Genomic DNA, 15,972 nt, shown 5'->3' with positions numbered 1-15,972 from the left:
ACACAACGCCCGTTCGCCATGATCTGCACGGCACACGCGCGCAGGACAGCCCCCTAGCGTTGTCGTGCCGCCGCAAGAATAGGCCCCTGCCCGCGTTCCTGAACCAGAACCACGACAGGGCCGGACCCATCCAGCGTGACATCTTTCCGGAAGGGTTCAAGTCCGTCCCATTGCGCAACAATGTCCCACTGCGTGACGATGTTATGATAGGTGACCTTGCGGCCCTCATTCTCGCCACCCATGATTTCAACCTCGGCGGTGTTGCGGTAGCGCACGATCTGAATATCCGCCGGCGGTTTCAGCGGGAAGGGCGAGCGCGCGTCAATGCGCATCTGGCCATTGCCGGACGGGGTAAGCGATACAACAATCTGTTGCGATCCCGATGACTGGGCCAGATGGTCCTGAATAAGCCCCATCACCTTCATCGTGGCAGATCCCTTCACCTCGTCCTGCCCGCTGATAATCATTTGCGGGGTATAGACGGATGCACGGCCATTGTTGCGCGCATATTCCTTCTGGCGGGAACTGAACGCGGACTGTCCGAAACTGTCGGCCCATCCGATATAGTCCCAGTAGTCCACATGCAGTCCAAGGGCTATAACGTCATCACGTTCTGCAAGTTGCTGCAACACTGCATCCGCAGGTGGACAGGCCGCACAGCCTTGAGATGTGTAAAGTTCCACGACAACAGGATTGGTTTGCGCCTGCGCCGTGGATGCAAGTCCCATGACCACCCCGACCAGTGCAAAAGCGGCTTCCTTCGGGCGCGGAGCCATTCGCATATCATTCCCTTCCGGTTTCATAAGCAAGGCTGATCTAACCATGTCCACGACATCGCGCCAATCAAGGTTTTGAGAGGAAAGCACAAACATGACCCTAAGGTAACACTGCAACAGTCGAAAATCATTTTTTGTGCACAATGGTATACAAAAACGCGCATTCCCACTTGAACGAACCGCAGTGATAGGGCAAATGCTTATGTAGCAAAACCCTTCAACCCCTAGAGGGAGGCCACCTTATGACCATTATCGTCGGACAGGACAGCGCGAAAGCGCGCAAAACATTAAGCGCAGGCGGCAAGACCATTGCATATTATTCAATTCCGGCGGCGGAAGCGGCAGGTCTGGGCGAGTTCTCGAAACTGCCCGCCAGCCTGAAAGTCGTGTTGGAAAACATGCTGCGATTCGAGGATGGCAAGACCGTGTCGCTGGACGACATTAAGGCCTTCTCCGACTGGGGCAAAAATGGCGGCAGAAACCCGCGCGAGATTGCCTATCGTCCGGCCCGCGTGCTGATGCAGGATTTCACCGGCGTTCCGGCCGTGGTGGATCTGGCAGCCATGCGGGATGGCATCAAGGCCTTGGGCGGCGACGCACAAAAAATCAACCCGCTGACCCCTGTTGATCTGGTGATCGACCACAGCGTGATGATTGATGAATTCGGCAATCCGCGCGCGTTCCAGATGAATGTAGACCGCGAATATGAACGCAATATCGAACGCTATACCTTCCTGAAATGGGGTCAGAAAGCGTTCAACAATTTCCGCGTTGTGCCACCGGGCACCGGCATTTGCCATCAGGTCAATCTGGAATATCTGGCCCAGACCGTCTGGACGGATGAAGATCAGAATGGCGAAACCGTGGCATATCCTGACACGCTGGTCGGCACGGACAGTCACACCACCATGGTCAATGGTCTGGCGGTGCTGGGCTGGGGCGTTGGCGGTATTGAAGCTGAAGCTGCTATGCTGGGCCAGCCCGTGTCGATGCTGATCCCTGAAGTGGTGGGTTTCAAACTGACCGGCGCCATGACCGAAGGCACGACTGCCACCGATCTGGTGCTGAAAGTTGTGCAACTGCTGCGCGCCAAGGGTGTGGTTGGCAAATTCGTCGAATTCTATGGCGAAGGGCTGGATCACCTGCCCCTGGCCGACCGCGCGACCATTGCCAATATGGCCCCCGAATATGGCGCAACCTGCGGCTTCTTCCCGATTGATCAGGAAACGCTGCGCTATCTGGAACAGACCGGCCGCGACAAGGACCGCGTGGCGCTGGTCGAAGCCTATGCAAAAGAAAACGGTTTCTGGCGCGGGGCGGATTACGCACCCATCTATACCGACACGCTGGAACTGGATATGGGAACGGTTGTTCCAGCAATTTCGGGACCGAAACGCCCGCAGGACCATACTGCGCTGGATCAGGCTGCACAGAAATTCCTTGATGTCGTGTCCGAATACCGTGGCACTTCAACCTCTGCGGACGCTGTCGGAATGGCAGACGAAGGCCCTGCCCCGACCGCGCCGGTGGACCCGCGCAAAACCGCCAAGGTCGATGGCGAGGAGTATACGATCCACGACGGCTCTGTCGTGATTGCGTCCATCACATCATGCACCAACACGTCGAACCCATATGTCATGATCGGGGCCGGTCTGGTGGCGCGCAAAGCGCGTGCGCTGGGTCTGACACGCAAGCCATGGGTGAAAACCTCGCTCGCGCCCGGATCGCAAGTCGTGTCCGCCTATCTGGAAGCGGCAGAGTTGCAAGAGGATCTGGACGCCATCGGCTTCAACCTTGTGGGCTATGGCTGCACCACCTGCATCGGCAATTCCGGCCCGTTGCAGGAAGAAATCTCCAAGGCGATCAGTGACAATGACCTGATTGCAACATCGGTTCTGTCGGGCAACCGCAACTTTGAAGGGCGCATCAGCCCCGATGTGCGCGCCAACTATCTGGCCAGCCCGCCGCTGGTTGTGGCCTATGCGCTGGCCGGTGACATGAATATTGACATCACCAAAGACCCGATCGCGCAAACACCCGATGGCAAGGATGTCTACCTGAAAGACATCTGGCCCAGCCAGAAGGAAATTGCCGAACTTGTCGAACGCACAGTGACACGCAACGCCTTCACGTCGAAATATGCCGACGTCTTCAAAGGCGATGAAAAATGGCAGGCTGTGGAAACCACGGATTCGGAAACCTATGACTGGCCCGCATCCTCGACCTATATCCAGAACCCGCCCTACTTCCGCGACATGGGGGCCGAAGCCGGCACCATTTCCGACCTGAAAGATGCGCGCATTCTGGCCGTTCTGGGTGACATGATCACCACCGACCACATCAGCCCCGCAGGCAGCTTCAAGGCGGAAACACCTGCTGGCAAATATCTGACCGAACGTCAGGTTCCCGTGCGTGAATTCAATTCCTACGGGTCGCGCCGTGGCAACCATGAAGTCATGATGCGCGGCACCTTCGCCAATATCCGCATCAAGAACGAAATGCTGGATGCCGTCGAAGGCGGCTATACCAACGGACCTGACGGGCAGCAGACATCTATCTATGATGCCTCCATGGCCTATCAGGACCAAGGCACGCCGCTGGTGGTGATTGGTGGTGTGGAATATGGCGCAGGCTCCAGCCGTGACTGGGCGGCCAAGGGCACGAACCTGTTGGGCGTCAAGGCTGTGATCGCGCAATCCTTTGAACGTATCCACCGTTCCAACCTTGTGGGCATGGGTGTTATTCCGTTTGAATTTACCGGTGATGACAACCGCAAGTCCCTTGGTCTGACGGGTATGGAAACCATTTCGATCAGCGGGTTGGAAGGGGATCTTAAACCCCTTTCCGAAGTGCCTTGCACCATCACCTATGAAGATGGCACGCAAAAGGTCATCACCTTGAAATGCCGCATCGATACCGGCATCGAAAAGGAATATGTCGAACATGGTGGCGTGCTGCATTATGTGCTGCGCGATCTGGCTAAATCAGCCTGAACAGGCCTGCTTTGAAGCCAAAATCCCAAAGACCCCGGCCATCATGCCGGGGTCTTTTTTGTCACGGCACCGTCGGTTGACGCCACCGCCCGCGCGCATTAGTCAGCATCATCATCCCCCGAAAAAGAGATGCGCCATATGTCGACCCGCGTTATTGCCCTGTCCATTCTGGCACTCGTGCTGGGCTTCATCATAGTTATGGCTTCGGTCACATTCTTCGTGCGCGACCCCCTGCCCATCGTCGGGGCCAACCAGACGCTTTTACTGCATTCCGTCGATATACAGCCACAGATCAGGACGGCTGTGGCCATTGACGGGGGATACCGCGTTGATCTGACTGTGGAGCATGCGGAAACGCAAGACCCCCAGGCGCAGCTGCGTCCCACGGGTGGTACTGCCATCATGCTGGACACCGGCACAGACAGCGCAGGTGCGTGGTCTGCGTCCGGTCAGATGACACGCCCGGGCCGGTGGGAACTGGTTTTGACCGAAGGACCAACGCGCGAGGTCATCTCGTTCATCGTGCGGGAATAATTATCCGCGCTGCGCGAAAACAAATGCACCCTCATGGCGCCGGAACCCTGCGGCATCATAGAAGGATATCGCAGCCGGTGCGGATAGCAGCAGGCAGGTTTTGACATCAGGTGCGGCCTGCGCGGTTTGCGCCAACAATGCCTTGCCAATCCCCCTGCCCTGATATGCGTTATCCACACACAGATCAGAGCAATACAAACAATACGCCCAGTCCGTGATAGACCGTGCCACCCCGATCAGATGTTCCCCGTCACGGGCCGTCACAATCACCTGCGCACCGCGCAGCATTGCGTCAAGCCGCGCGAGGTCCGAAGGCCTGCGTTCCGCCAGACCGGATGCGTGTAAAACGCGCGCAAATTCAGCCACGCTCAGATCCGGCTCATGGGTATATACAATACTCAATGCGCCTGCGCCCGTTCGATCGCGGGCCTGATACGGTTGGCGACCACATCGCGCGTGATCGGCCCCGCAAAACGCAGGATGATGGTCCCGTCACCAGCCACAACATAGGTTTCCGGCACCCCATACAGGCCCCAGTCCAGCGCCATGCGCCCTGTGGAATCCTGACCGCTGGCAGCAAACGGATTGCCCAGCTCATCCAGAAAATCCAGTGCGCGGTCGGCCTGATCACGGTAGTTGATGCCATAGACCGGCAATTCTTCTGCCAGTTCTTCCAGCAAAGGGTGTTCTGCGCGGCAAGGTGCGCACCATGATGCCCAGTAATTGACCAGCTTTACCTCACCATCGCGCAGCGTGTCATTGTCGAACAGGGGCAATTCGCCCAGCTGTGTCAGCATCACACCGGGGGCTTGTTGCCCTTCGCGCGCAGATGGCAATGCTTCGCGGTCATCGCGCATATTCCCGAACCAGAACAACGCCGCCAGCGCCAGAAACAGCACAGGTGGCAGGAACATTAACGGTCTGAATTTACCCATTTCCGACCTTTCGGTTTTCAACCTCGTTCAACTGCTGGCGCACAGCGCGCCCGCGCAGCCAATACCATAATGCCAACCCGCCAATCAGCCCCAGAGAGGCCAGATAGGCCAGCGACACTTCCATCGCATAGCGTCCAAGATCGGGCATCAGACCATCCTTTCACGCGCCACAAGCGCCTTCATGCGGCGTGCGCGAATTTCGGTGCGCGTGCCCGCCAGAACCAGCGCCACGAATATCAGGCCAAAGCCCACCATACTGACATATAGCGGCGCCTTATAGGCCCAGTCCATGCGCGTGCCCGGTGCCACCGACAAGGACGCGCCCTGATGCAGGCCCTGATTCCAGAACAGCGCCGCGTAGCGCGACAGAACCGCAAAGACCGACCCGACAAGGCACAATACTGCCGTCAGGTCCGCGCCGGTGTCAGGGTCATCAATCGCCGACCACAGCGCGATATATCCCAGATAGAACAGAAACAGGATCAGGAAAGATGTAAGCCGCGGGTCCCATGCCCACCATGTCCCCCACATCGGCTGGCCCCAGACCGCACCGGTAAACAATCCGATAAAGGTCATCGTCAGCCCGATGGGCGCAGCTGCCTTGGCCGCCAATGCACTGACATGGTGCCTGCGGATCAACCACACCAATGATGCCACCAGCATCATGACCCAGGCATTGATCGCCATCATCGCGGCAGGCACATGGATGAACACGATCTTGACAGTCGACCCCTGGCGAAAATCGTCAGGCGTGAAAAAGAACCCCCAGATCAACCCCGTTGCGGTCATCACGACAGCCGCAACCGCCACAACCGGCAACAGCCAATCCGTGGTGCGCATAAATTTCAGCGGGTTTGCATATTCCCAAAGCGATGCCATTGTGCTCACCTATCCTCAGTTGGGGTCGCTCTCAAGCCTGTCGCAGCGGCCCTCACCGAAGGTTTATCCGTATCACAAGGGCAGATGCAAAGGGCAATAATGCCACAGCCCCTGCAGTGATGCCCGCCAACAGCGCAACCGGTGTCGCCACCTCCAGCCCCTGCGCCCCGCGCGCCACCACTTCGGCCCCGAAAACCAGTGTCGGAATATATAGCGGCAACACCAGCAGTGACAATAACAAGCCGCCGCGCTTCAACCCCACCGTCAAGGCCGCGCCGAATGTGCCGATCACGGACAGCGCCGGTGTGCCAAGGGCCAGCGACACAACCAGCCAGATATAGGCTTGCGGCGGCAGATACAGCAGCAACCCCAGCACCGGCGATACCAGCACCAGCGGCAGGCCCGTTGTCAGCCAGTGCGCCAGCGCCTTGATGGACACAACCCCTTCCATCGGCACCGGCGCAGTCGCCAGCAAATCAAGCGAGCCATCCTCAAAATCCAGCGCAAATATGCGGTCCAGCGACAGCAAACACGCCAGAAGCGCCCCCACCCACAAAATACCGGGCGCAATACGCGCCAGTATGTCCGGCTCTGGCCCCACACCAAGCGGGACCAGAACCGCCATGATCAGGAAAAACGCCAGCCCCAGACCAAAGCCGCCGCCTGCGCGAAACGCCAGCCGCAGATCGCGGACCAGAAGCGCAATCACAAGAATGCCTCGTCGAAATGCCCGCTGCCGGTGCTGTCCAGACTGGCCTTGAACGGCGTCAGATCCAGAACGCCAACCTCTGGCAGGCCAAGGTCGATATGCGTGGCAATCAATGCCATTCCGCCGCCCGCCAGATGGGCGCGCATGACATCTGCAAACAACGCAACCGAAACCGTGTCCAGCGACACGGTCGGTTCATCCAGCACCCATATGGGGCGCCCTGTGACCATAAGCCGCGCCAGTCCCAGACGCCGCTTTTGCCCAGCCGACAGGTTTTGCGCCGCACGGCCCGCAAGCGGGCGCAGGTTCATCTTGTCCAGCGCATCCCCGACGCCTTTTGTGCCATAGATCGCCGCCCAGAATGACAGGTTTTCCGCCACGCTCAGGGTGGTCTTCAACCCGTCGGCATGTGCGGCATAGGCAATGGAATCAGGCGGGCAGGTAATGTCGCCCGCCCGTGCGGGTTGCAGCCCTGCGATGGTGCGCAAAAGCGTGGTCTTGCCGCAGCCGTTGGGCCCGCGCAAAACCAGCGCCTGACCGGCCTCCAGCGAAAACCCGACCCCTTCCAGCAAAGGAAGCCCGCCACGCGCACAAGCAAGGTTCGTGACACTCAGACCCAAGATGCGCCCCTTTGTGACAAAGTGCCGCAACAGCACTTCATCTTGCAAAAAATACTCAAATACGCCCTATCCGACCGGCAGCAGCGCGACAGCCACGCGCCGCTGTTCGGACAGCACAACATTATATGTGCGGCACGCAGCCGGGCTGTCCATGATCTCGACCCCAAGACCTGCCGCTTCCAGCGCCTCGCGCAGGGCGGACGGGATATGTGCGATTGCGCCGCCCGTGCCAATGAACAGCACATCCACCTGCCCCGCCAGGTCCAGCAGGGCATCATGATCATCATACCCGCCCCAGGGCTGCACATCCCCGCCCGCAACGACCAGCGGCGCGGGATGCGCGATGCCCGCGATACGAAAGAAATCCGGCCCATACCCGTCAACAGGTTTCGCAGCGCCGAAATCAACTTCGGTCAGGCGCATCTCACCCCTCCTTGACGCCGAATTGCGTGCCGGATGTGTCGCCCGAATTCTTTGACCAGTCGCGCTTGACCCCCAGCCGCAGCAGCACCGCCGAGGCAACGAAGACCGATGAATAGGTGCCCACGATCACACCCCAGATCATGGCAAACACGAACCCGCGGATCACATCGCCACCCAGAACGAACAATGCCAGCAACGCCAGCAATGTTGTCACAGAGGTCATGACCGTGCGCGACAATGTATCATTGATCGACAGGTTCAGAACTTCCTTTATCGGGCGTTTCTTGAACTTGATCAGGTTCTCGCGCACGCGGTCGAACACGACCACTGTATCGTTCAGCGAATACCCCACAATCGTCAGCAATGCCGCAATGATCGCCAGATCAAACCTGATCTGCAAGACACTGAATACCCCGATGGTCAGCACCACATCATGCACAAGTGCTGCGACAGCCCCGACCGAGAACTGCCATTCAAACCGCAGCCAGATGTAGAACAACACCGCCGCAAGCGCCAGAACGACCGAAATCACCGCCGACTGGATCAGTTCGCCCGACACTTTCGGACCGACGGAATCCACCGCGGCGAATGTCAGTGTCGGGTCGAGCGCTTGCAACGCATCGCGCACGGCCCCAATTTGTTCCGGCGTGATTGCCTCGACCCCTTCCTGCGCCTGAATGCGGACACTCGCAACATTGCGGTCCGACGCGAAGGCGGGGTCAAACACTTCGGTGATGGCAACATCCCCAAACCCCAGTTCCGCAATCGCACCGCGATAGGCCGCGATATCAACAGGGGCCTGCGCTTCGGTCCGGATGGATGTGCCACCCCGGAAATCGATGCCGAAATTCAGCCCCATCACCAGAAAGGCAATGATCGACAGCACCATCGCCACAGCGGATGCGCCAAATGTGCCCTTCCAATAGCGGAAGAAGTCTATGCTTGTGTCCTGTGGAACAAGTTTCAATCGCATTGCGTGTGTTCCTTCAGATGGCCAGAGTTTTCGGGCGACGACGTTCAAAATAGATGACCATCATCAGGCGGGTGACCATAAGGGCCGTAAATACGGATGTCAGAATACCCAGGCCCAGTGTCACCGCAAACCCCCGCACAGGCCCCGACCCCATCGCAAACAGGATAAGCGCTGTGATGAAGGTGGTGATATTGGCATCCAGAATGGCTGACAGTGCTTTCTCATAGCCCAGCTCAATCGCGCGCGCAGGCCCTTTGGCGGTGCGCATTTCCTCGCGTATCCGCTCGAAAATCAGCACGGTTGCATCAACCGCCATACCAATGGTCAGCACGATGCCTGCAATACCGGGCAAGGTCAGCGTGGCCCCGATCAGCGACAACAGCGCGAAGATCATCGACACATTCAGAAACAATGCAATATTGGCAATGATCCCGAATATGCCATAGCTGGCCAGCATGAAGCCCAGAACCGCGATCATGGCAACAATCGCGGCAATCTTGCCTGCATCAATACTGTCCTGCCCCAGTTCGGGGCCGACGGTGCGTTCTTCCAGAAAATCCATTTCCGCAGGCAACGCACCTGACCGCAACAACACGGCAAGACGGCTGGTTTCGTCCACCGTGAAGCGGCCGGTGATAATACCCGACCCGCCCGCGATATGGCTTTGGATGACAGGGGCGGACACCACTTCGCCGTCCAGAACAATCGCAAACGGGTTGCCTATATTTTCGGCCGTATACAGGCCAAAGGCACGCCCGCCCGCCGGATTGAACCGGAAATTGACGGCGGGCCGGTTGTTCTGGTCCATGCCGGGCTGTGCATCCACCAGTTGGTCGCCAGTGACAACGGGGGTCTGCTCTACAATATAATAGGTGCCCGGTTCATCCATGGACGGATATAACAGATTGCGCGGACCCGGCACTTCGTCAGGGTCGGATGTGACACGGACCACTGCGTGAAATGTCAGCCGCGCGGTGGTCCCGATAAGCGCTTTCAATTCTTCGGCCGATCCAATGCCCGGCACCTGAATCAAGATGCGGTCGGCCCCCTGACGCTGGATCGTGGGTTCGCGCGTGCCTGCCTCGTCCACGCGGCGGCGGATGATTTCCAGCGACAGCCGCATCGTGCGTTCATCCGTTGCGGCGCGTTCCGCGTCGGACAATGTGACAACGATTTCTTCGCCTTCGACGCGCACATCAAGGTCGCGCGCGGCCCCGAACCCGCTGATCGATTCGGTCGGTTGCGCAAGTTCGCGCACATAGCTTGCCGCCTGATCTATGGCGTCGGTGTTGGCGATACGCACTCGCAATTCACCCGCATCATCGGAGGGCATACGCCGCACCGCGCCCACGCTGGCGCGTTCCGACGCCAGACGGTCCCGCACTGCGGGCCACATGCCATCGATGCGGTCTGCGTAAACATCAGACACGCGCACTTCAGCCAGAAGATGCGCGCCGCCGCGCAGATCAAGACCCAGATTGACCAGAAAGCCGGGCAGAAAACCGGGCCAGGCACCTTTGTCAGCTTCCAGCGCGGCATTGCTTTGGCCTGTTGCCAGCTCAATGACAGCGTCATTGTGCCGTTCCACCCGGTCATAGAACAGGTTCGGCATGGCAAACAGAAGCGCAAGCGCGCAGGTCGACCAGATCAGGATGCGTTTCCACATCGGTATTTGCAACATTGGCGCGTGGTCCCTGTAGTGTCTGTGTGTTCAGGGCATCTTTGTGTTCGGATGCGGTATTTCAATGCCCTGACATGGTGTTATCTTCGAATGCGCCCTGTCATCCTTGGGATGTGATGACAAGGCCGCATCGCAGCGCAGCGGATTTATTCTTTTGTCGCCGGTTCGGTCTTGGACATGACGGTCGCGATGGTTTGCTTGACCACGCGCACTTTCACACCTTCGGCAATCTCGACTTCCAGCTCGCCATCTTCCTTGACCTTGGTGACCTTGCCGATCAGCCCGCCCTGCGTCACGACCTGATCGCCACGGCGCAGCGCCTCGACCATGGCTCTGTGGTCTTTCATTTTTTTCTGCTGCGGACGGATCAGCAGGAAATACATGATCACGAAGATCAGGACAAACGGGATGATCGAAATCAGACCACCGGCGGCACCGGCATCTTGCGCATAGGCAGGGGTGACGAACATGAAAGCTCCTTACGGCTGTGGCACCCGACAGGCGGGCATATTGCCCGCCCCCACAGCGCATGCGCAGGGGCGGAATTGGCGCGCACCCTACTGGCAGGGCGGGGCCTTGGCAAGGCAGCGCAAGGCGCAATCGGGCCAGCATTCCGGCCATATAGCGCAGATCATGATAAAAATGACGGCAGCTACCAGCGGCCCGACAAGCTGCGCAGCACCAAAGCGCCGCGCCGCCTGAATTCCGATGGCAACAAACCACCCTGCGCCACAAGATCGGGGCGCTGTGCCGCGCGCTGCAAAACGGCACCGGCCTGCCAGCCTGTCAGCATCACCGGCAGGACGGATGCGGGCACCGAACAGCGCTGCGCACGCGCCCGCGCCAGATGTGCCAGCCCGTCGCGCGCCAGCCCCGCAACAGCGCTGTCGCGCCCGTCCACAAGCGGAATGCGCCCGGCCGCCTGTAGCTGCGGAATTGCCACCAGCCAGCTTGCCAGCCCCGCCGCGAACCCCATGTCACGCACAGGCGCCTCGGACGTGGGGGGGGCACCCAGCGCGAGCGCCGCCAACCACATCAGATTTCCCGATGTCGCCTGAATATGCGCCAAAAACGCCGCATCATCCGCGAAGGGCGCGCGGTAAATTTCCCAATGCCGCGCAGCAACCATGCCCTGCCCCAGCGCAACCGGCAAATCCGCCGCCTGCCAGACCTGCGCCAGCGGCGCCGCCACCTGATGGCCGCGCGCGGGCTTGCCTGCGGCGATGTCATCCAGCACATCGGCCCAGAATTGCAGCCGCATTTCAGCAATCAACGGTTCCTGCGTCACCCAAGGCGCGCGCGCAAGTTCCAGATTGAACGCATAAAGCGGCCATAGTCGCGCGCGCGCCGCATCGGGTGCGGCGATTGTTGCGGCGTAGCGGTCCGGATCGCCCTGCTGCACAAGTGTCGCAAGCTCATCCGTCAACAGGGGCCACCACCATCAGCGCATAGGCAATCTCCGACGGGGCCGCGCGCCAGCGGGCAATTTCCAGCTCTGCCTCGTCAAGGGCCGCTGCCAGAACGCCGGTTGCATTCGGGCGCAGGCTGGCAATACGTTTTGACATGGGAATGTAATAGGCTTCCCACGCCGCACCGATCTGCATCTGCTCGCCCAGCACACGGTAGCCCGCCGCCGCGACCCGCGCGCGAATGCCCGCGACATCAGTGATTTGCGGGTATTGCGCCCAAAAAGCCTGCGCTGCCGCAGACGGGCGCGACAGCAGGCAAGGTTCGGAAAAGGCAACCGCCCCCCCCTGCGCAAGCGCCCCGCGCCACAGGCGCAGCGCTTCCGTGATGCCCAGAAAATAGACCGCCCCCGCGCACCAGATCAGATCATAGGGACCGGTCAGCTTGGCCATATCCCCCTGCTGCACCTGCACGCGCGCCCCGAAGGGCGCTGTGCGTTTTTGCGCGGCCGCCACGAATTGCGCGATCTGGTCGATGGCGTCGATCTGCGCGCGGGGCCGTTCCTTGGCCAGGGTCACTGTGTCCGCGCCCGACCCGCAGCCCGCATCGCAAATACGCGCGAAAGCAGGCGTTGCCGCAACCGACAATGCCCAGCCCAGATCGGCCGCAGCCCCCGGCCCTTCGCGCGCCAGATCGCTGTAAAGCGTCAGAAACGCCTCATCCGGTGTCAGGTCTTGCATGGTGTCACCCCGTCGCGCAGGAATTTCCAGATCACAGCATCCAGCAGCGCCTCGAAACTGGCATCGACGATGTTGGGCGACACGCCCACGGTCGACCAGCGCCGGCCCTGCCCGTCCTCGCTGTCGATGATAACGCGGGTCACAGCCTCGGTGCCGCCTTGGGTGATGCGCACTTTGAAATCGACCAGCTTCATGTCGTCGATCACATCCTGATAGGGGCCAAGATCCTTGGCCAGCGCTTTCGACAACGCGTTGACCGGCCCGCGATCATGCCCTTCGCTGTCCATGGATTCCGACACGGACAGTTTCTTTTCATCCCCGATTTTCACCACCACCACGGCTTCGGACAAGGTGACAATCCGGTTATACTTGTTCTTGCGCCGCTCGACTGTGACGCGGTAGCGCTTGACCTCGAAAAAATCGGGCACCTGCCCCAGCGCACGGCGCGCCAGCAATTCGAAACTGGCCTGCGCGCTGTCATAGGCATAGCCCTGATCCTCACGCTCCTTGATCTGGTCCAGAATGGCCCCCAGCCGCGCATCGCCCTTGTCCACCTGCACGCCCATATCAGCCAGGCGCAGGCGCAGGTTCGACTGCCCCGCCTGATTGGACATTGGCACAATACGGGCATTACCCACCTGCGCGGGGTCGATATGCTCATAGGTTGTGGGGTCTTTCAATATCGCGCTGGCATGCAGCCCCGCCTTGTGCGCGAAGGCAGATGCGCCGACATAAGGCAGCGTGCGCAGTGGCACGCGGTTCAGAATATCATCCAGCTTGCGCGAAATACGCAACAACCCTTGCAGCGCGTCCGCGTTGACGCCGGTGTCAAAGCGGTCCGCATAGGCGGGCTTCAGCAGCAGCGTGGGAATAAGCGTGGTCAGCGATGCATTGCCGCAGCGTTCCCCCAGCCCGTTCAGCGTGCCCTGTATCTGGCGCGCGCCCGCCTCTACCGCCGCCAGCGACCCTGCCACGGCCTGCCCTGTGTCATCATGGCAATGAATGCCGATCCGCGCGCCCTTGATGCCGCTGTCTATGACCGCGCGGGTGATGGCGCTGATTTCCGACGGCAGCGTGCCGCCGTTGGTGTCGCACAGCACAATCCAGCGCGCGCCCGCGTCATGGGCCGCATGCAGGCAGCTCAGCGCGTAATCGGGATTGGCCTTGTAGCCGTCGAAGAAATGTTCGGCGTCAAAATGCGCCTCGCGTCCCATGGCCACACAATGCGCGATAGAGGCGCGGATATTCTCAAGGTTCTCGTCCAGCGTGATGCCCAGCGCGGTGGTGACGTGGAAATCATGGGATTTGCCCACAAGACACACCGCATCGGTGCCCGCATTCAGCACGGCCGCCAGCACATCATCATTTTCCGCCGACCGGCCCGCGCGTTTGGTCATGCCGAAGGCCGTGAAGATGGCCTTGGTTTGCGGTTTGGCGTTGAAAAATTCGCTGTCGGTGGGGTTCGCGCCGGGCCAGCCGCCTTCGATATAGTCAATGCCGAGTTGGTCGAGCATGGCGGCGATGGCATGCTTTTCCGGTGTGGAGAATTGCACGCCCTGCGTCTGCTGACCATCGCGCAAGGTGGTGTCATAGAGATAGAGGCGTTCACGCATTTCTTGCAACTTTCAGACCAAGCTGAAGATGCTCTAATTGTGCTTTATGAGACAATCTTCCAGACAGCGGCTGCGTTATCGAAAGATCTGGATTGAGCATGATTCCTCGTTTTTCTGCAATCTGTTCGAGATCTTCTCGCCTAACTATCGAGTTACCACGAGCGATATCTTTTGCCAAAGTATGCCAACCCATAGCTTCCATTTCTCCTGACAGTTTCCAAGATGGGGCACTGCCATCTTCAACAGAAACACCCGAAATATGCAGAAAACCTCTCAACAAGTCCGAATGTCGCCAGTTCTTTTCACCTCTTGCAGCAAGACGCATCTCGAAGATTTCCTGTATTGCGGCTTTAACATCGATTGACTCGACTCGGATTGACATTGATCGTCGAGCCAAACCAACCAAATCCAAAGATGTGCGAAGAGCAGGCCAGTCTTTTTCTTTAGCAAGGCGATGAAGCACTGCGATGAAAAGTGGGGTGTTTAGATCGTCTGAAAGAGCCTCTTCGGCCTCACGCGGCACAGGAGCAAAACCGACATTTTCAGTCATCGCATACCAAGACCGAAGCAATTCCTCAGCCTCCCTCGCTTTATCTTCTGTCCAATCCATCGGACTCCGGTAATGCGTCGACAGCATCACAAACCGGATCACCTCGCCCGGCCAGCCCTGCTCCAGCAAATGCCGCACCGTAAAGAAATTGCCCAAGGACTTGGACATCTTCTTGCCGTCCACCTGCACCATCTCGTTATGCAGCCAGTAGCGCGCAAACCCCGCATCGGGGAAGGCGCAGCAGCTTTGCGCGATCTCGTTCTCATGGTGGGGGAATTGCAAATCAATCCCGCCGCCGTGAATGTCGAAACTGGCCCCCAGCAACTCATGGCTCATGGCCGAGCATTCGATATGCCAGCCCGGACGCCCCCGCCCCCACGGGCTGTCCCAGCCGGGCAGGCCCGCATCGGACGGCTTCCACAGCACAAAATCCATCGGGTCGCGCTTGTAGGGGGCCACTTCCACCCGCGCGCCCGCAATCATGTCATCCACAGACCGCCCCGACAGCCGCCCGTAATCGGGGTAGGACCGCACATCAAACAGCACATGCCCCGACACTTCATAGGCATGGCCCTTGGCAATCAGCCCGTCAATCATGGCAACCATCTGGGTGATGAACTGCGTGGCGCGCGGCTCCGCAGCAGGAGAGATCACGCCCTTCACAGAGGGCCGCAGCGCGCCCAGCGCGTCCATATCGGCGTGATACCAGCCAATCGTTTCATCCGTCAGCGCCTGAACAATCGCATTCAGGGGGCGGGCATCCCCTTCGGCCTGCATCTTTGCGGCGCGCGCGTTGATCTTGTCATCCACGTCCGTGAAATTGCGCACATAGGTCACATGCTCCGCCCCGTAGACATGGCGCAGCAACCGGTACAGCACATCAAACACCACCACAGGGCGTGCATTGCCCAGATGCGCACGGTCATAGACCGTGGGGCCACAGACATACATACGGACATTATCAGGGTCCAGCGGGATGAAGTCATCCCGCTTTCGGGTGCGCGAATTGTGCAACCGTATCTTGGTCATGTCCTCTCCTCTCGGGCCATGCTGGCGCGCGGGCGGGGGATCACTCGATCAGGGAAATGAAAACAAGACCACCCGCCGGAAACTCAGCGGCAAATGCAGCAGCAAATCAT

17 protein-coding genes are annotated in these 15,972 nt (G+C 59.5%); 2 read left to right on the top strand and 15 right to left on the bottom strand.

Annotated features, from left to right (window positions below; translation table 11 throughout):
- Positions 1-53 precede the first annotated feature (53 nt).
- Positions 54-776, bottom strand: coding sequence for a thioredoxin family protein (locus P8S53_RS08015; RefSeq protein ID WP_277806616.1), 723 nt, complete (start codon positions 774-776; stop codon positions 54-56).
- A 242-nt stretch (positions 777-1,018) separates the two neighbouring features.
- On the opposite strand from P8S53_RS08015, the gene acnA reads away from it, so the two are divergent.
- Together acnA and P8S53_RS08005 are read left to right on the top strand one after the other, a co-directional pair.
- Positions 1,019-3,769 (top strand): aconitate hydratase AcnA, encoded by a 2,751-nt coding sequence (gene acnA / locus P8S53_RS08010; protein WP_277806615.1) that lies wholly within the window; start codon positions 1,019-1,021, stop codon positions 3,767-3,769.
- Between the two features lie 138 nt (positions 3,770-3,907).
- Positions 3,908-4,303 carry a hypothetical protein gene (locus P8S53_RS08005; protein ID WP_277806614.1) on the top strand — a complete coding sequence of 132 codons (396 nt, stop codon included), beginning with the start codon at positions 3,908-3,910 and terminating at the stop codon, positions 4,301-4,303.
- On the opposite strand, the gene P8S53_RS08000 is transcribed toward P8S53_RS08005, so the two are convergent.
- The 14 genes from P8S53_RS08000 to cysS form a co-directional block, all read right to left on the bottom strand.
- A complete protein-coding gene (locus P8S53_RS08000; RefSeq protein WP_277806613.1) occupies positions 4,304-4,705 on the bottom strand; it encodes a GNAT family N-acetyltransferase in 402 nt (133 codons plus the stop codon). It abuts the gene before it with no gap.
- Entirely contained in the window at positions 4,702-5,238 is a 537-nt protein-coding gene (locus P8S53_RS07995) for a DsbE family thiol:disulfide interchange protein (RefSeq protein WP_277806612.1), read from the bottom strand. The genes P8S53_RS08000 and P8S53_RS07995 overlap by 4 nt, the downstream gene beginning before the upstream one ends.
- Complete coding sequence (ccmD, locus tag P8S53_RS07990) at positions 5,231-5,386, bottom strand: heme exporter protein CcmD (RefSeq protein ID WP_277806611.1); 156 nt, start codon at positions 5,384-5,386, stop codon at positions 5,231-5,233. The genes P8S53_RS07995 and ccmD overlap by 8 nt, the downstream gene beginning before the upstream one ends.
- Positions 5,386-6,117, bottom strand: a complete 732-nt coding sequence (locus P8S53_RS07985; protein ID WP_277806610.1) for a heme ABC transporter permease — start codon at positions 6,115-6,117, stop codon at positions 5,386-5,388. The genes ccmD and P8S53_RS07985 overlap by 1 nt, the downstream gene beginning before the upstream one ends.
- Before the next feature lie 52 nt (positions 6,118-6,169).
- Positions 6,170-6,826, bottom strand: a complete 657-nt coding sequence (gene ccmB / locus P8S53_RS07980) for a heme exporter protein CcmB (RefSeq protein WP_277806609.1) — start codon at positions 6,824-6,826, stop codon at positions 6,170-6,172.
- On the bottom strand, positions 6,823-7,446 hold the full coding sequence (gene ccmA / locus P8S53_RS07975; protein ID WP_277806608.1) for a heme ABC exporter ATP-binding protein CcmA: 624 nt from the start codon (positions 7,444-7,446) through the stop codon (positions 6,823-6,825). Before ccmA ends, ccmB begins: the two co-directional genes overlap by 4 nt.
- A 66-nt stretch (positions 7,447-7,512) precedes the next feature.
- Positions 7,513-7,869: an Mth938-like domain-containing protein gene (locus P8S53_RS07970; protein WP_277806607.1), complete on the bottom strand. Its 357-nt coding sequence runs from the start codon at positions 7,867-7,869 to the stop codon at positions 7,513-7,515.
- Position 7,870: 1 nt separating this feature from the next.
- On the bottom strand, positions 7,871-8,842 hold the full coding sequence (secF, locus tag P8S53_RS07965; protein ID WP_277806606.1) for a protein translocase subunit SecF: 972 nt from the start codon (positions 8,840-8,842) through the stop codon (positions 7,871-7,873).
- A gap of 13 nt (positions 8,843-8,855) precedes the next feature.
- A complete protein-coding gene (secD, locus tag P8S53_RS07960) occupies positions 8,856-10,523 on the bottom strand; it encodes a protein translocase subunit SecD (RefSeq protein WP_277806605.1) in 1,668 nt (555 codons plus the stop codon).
- A gap of 146 nt (positions 10,524-10,669) precedes the next feature.
- The gene (gene yajC, locus P8S53_RS07955; RefSeq protein WP_277806604.1) at positions 10,670-10,993 is read right to left on the bottom strand and encodes a preprotein translocase subunit YajC; all 324 of its coding nucleotides are present in this window, start codon (positions 10,991-10,993) and stop codon (positions 10,670-10,672) included.
- A gap of 182 nt (positions 10,994-11,175) precedes the next feature.
- Entirely contained in the window at positions 11,176-11,952 is a 777-nt protein-coding gene (locus tag P8S53_RS07950; RefSeq protein WP_373418518.1) for a squalene/phytoene synthase family protein, read from the bottom strand.
- Complete coding sequence (locus P8S53_RS07945; protein WP_277806602.1) at positions 11,939-12,670, bottom strand: trans-aconitate 2-methyltransferase; 732 nt, start codon at positions 12,668-12,670, stop codon at positions 11,939-11,941. Before P8S53_RS07945 ends, P8S53_RS07950 begins: the two co-directional genes overlap by 14 nt.
- Positions 12,658-14,283: a citramalate synthase gene (gene cimA, locus P8S53_RS07940; RefSeq protein WP_277806601.1), complete on the bottom strand. Its 1,626-nt coding sequence runs from the start codon at positions 14,281-14,283 to the stop codon at positions 12,658-12,660. Before cimA ends, P8S53_RS07945 begins: the two co-directional genes overlap by 13 nt.
- Positions 14,276-15,862 carry a cysteine--tRNA ligase gene (gene cysS / locus P8S53_RS07935; RefSeq protein ID WP_277806600.1) on the bottom strand — a complete coding sequence of 529 codons (1,587 nt, stop codon included), beginning with the start codon at positions 15,860-15,862 and terminating at the stop codon, positions 14,276-14,278. The genes cimA and cysS overlap by 8 nt, the downstream gene beginning before the upstream one ends.
- Positions 15,863-15,972: the final 110 nt, after the last annotated feature.

Origin of the sequence: Roseinatronobacter sp. S2 (genome assembly GCF_029581395.1) — a bacterium.
In the GTDB taxonomy this organism is placed as follows: Bacteria; Pseudomonadota; Alphaproteobacteria; order Rhodobacterales; family Rhodobacteraceae; genus Roseinatronobacter.
The sequence above is the reverse complement of the archived record's forward strand: the minus strand, read 5'-3'. Positions and strand labels throughout refer to the sequence as shown.

Excerpts from the sequence above, each read along its gene's own strand:
- P8S53_RS08015 (WP_277806616.1), bottom strand. The coding sequence starts at position 776 with ATGGCTCCGCGCCCGAAGGAAGCCGCTTTTGCACTGGTCGGGGTGGTC.
- acnA (WP_277806615.1), top strand. The coding sequence starts at position 1,019 with ATGACCATTATCGTCGGACAGGACAGCGCGAAAGCGCGCAAAACATTA.
- P8S53_RS08005 (WP_277806614.1), top strand. The coding sequence starts at position 3,908 with ATGTCGACCCGCGTTATTGCCCTGTCCATTCTGGCACTCGTGCTGGGC.
- P8S53_RS07995 (WP_277806612.1), bottom strand. The coding sequence starts at position 5,238 with ATGGGTAAATTCAGACCGTTAATGTTCCTGCCACCTGTGCTGTTTCTG.
- ccmD (WP_277806611.1), bottom strand. The coding sequence starts at position 5,386 with ATGCCCGATCTTGGACGCTATGCGATGGAAGTGTCGCTGGCCTATCTG.
- P8S53_RS07985 (WP_277806610.1), bottom strand. The coding sequence starts at position 6,117 with ATGGCATCGCTTTGGGAATATGCAAACCCGCTGAAATTTATGCGCACC.
- P8S53_RS07970 (WP_277806607.1), bottom strand. The coding sequence starts at position 7,869 with ATGCGCCTGACCGAAGTTGATTTCGGCGCTGCGAAACCTGTTGACGGG.
- secF (WP_277806606.1), bottom strand. The coding sequence starts at position 8,842 with ATGCGATTGAAACTTGTTCCACAGGACACAAGCATAGACTTCTTCCGC.
- secD (WP_277806605.1), bottom strand. The coding sequence starts at position 10,523 with ATGTTGCAAATACCGATGTGGAAACGCATCCTGATCTGGTCGACCTGC.
- yajC (WP_277806604.1), bottom strand. The coding sequence starts at position 10,993 with ATGTTCGTCACCCCTGCCTATGCGCAAGATGCCGGTGCCGCCGGTGGT.
- P8S53_RS07945 (WP_277806602.1), bottom strand. The coding sequence starts at position 12,670 with ATGCAAGACCTGACACCGGATGAGGCGTTTCTGACGCTTTACAGCGAT.
- cimA (WP_277806601.1), bottom strand. The coding sequence starts at position 14,283 with ATGCGTGAACGCCTCTATCTCTATGACACCACCTTGCGCGATGGTCAG.
- cysS (WP_277806600.1), bottom strand. The coding sequence starts at position 15,862 with ATGACCAAGATACGGTTGCACAATTCGCGCACCCGAAAGCGGGATGAC.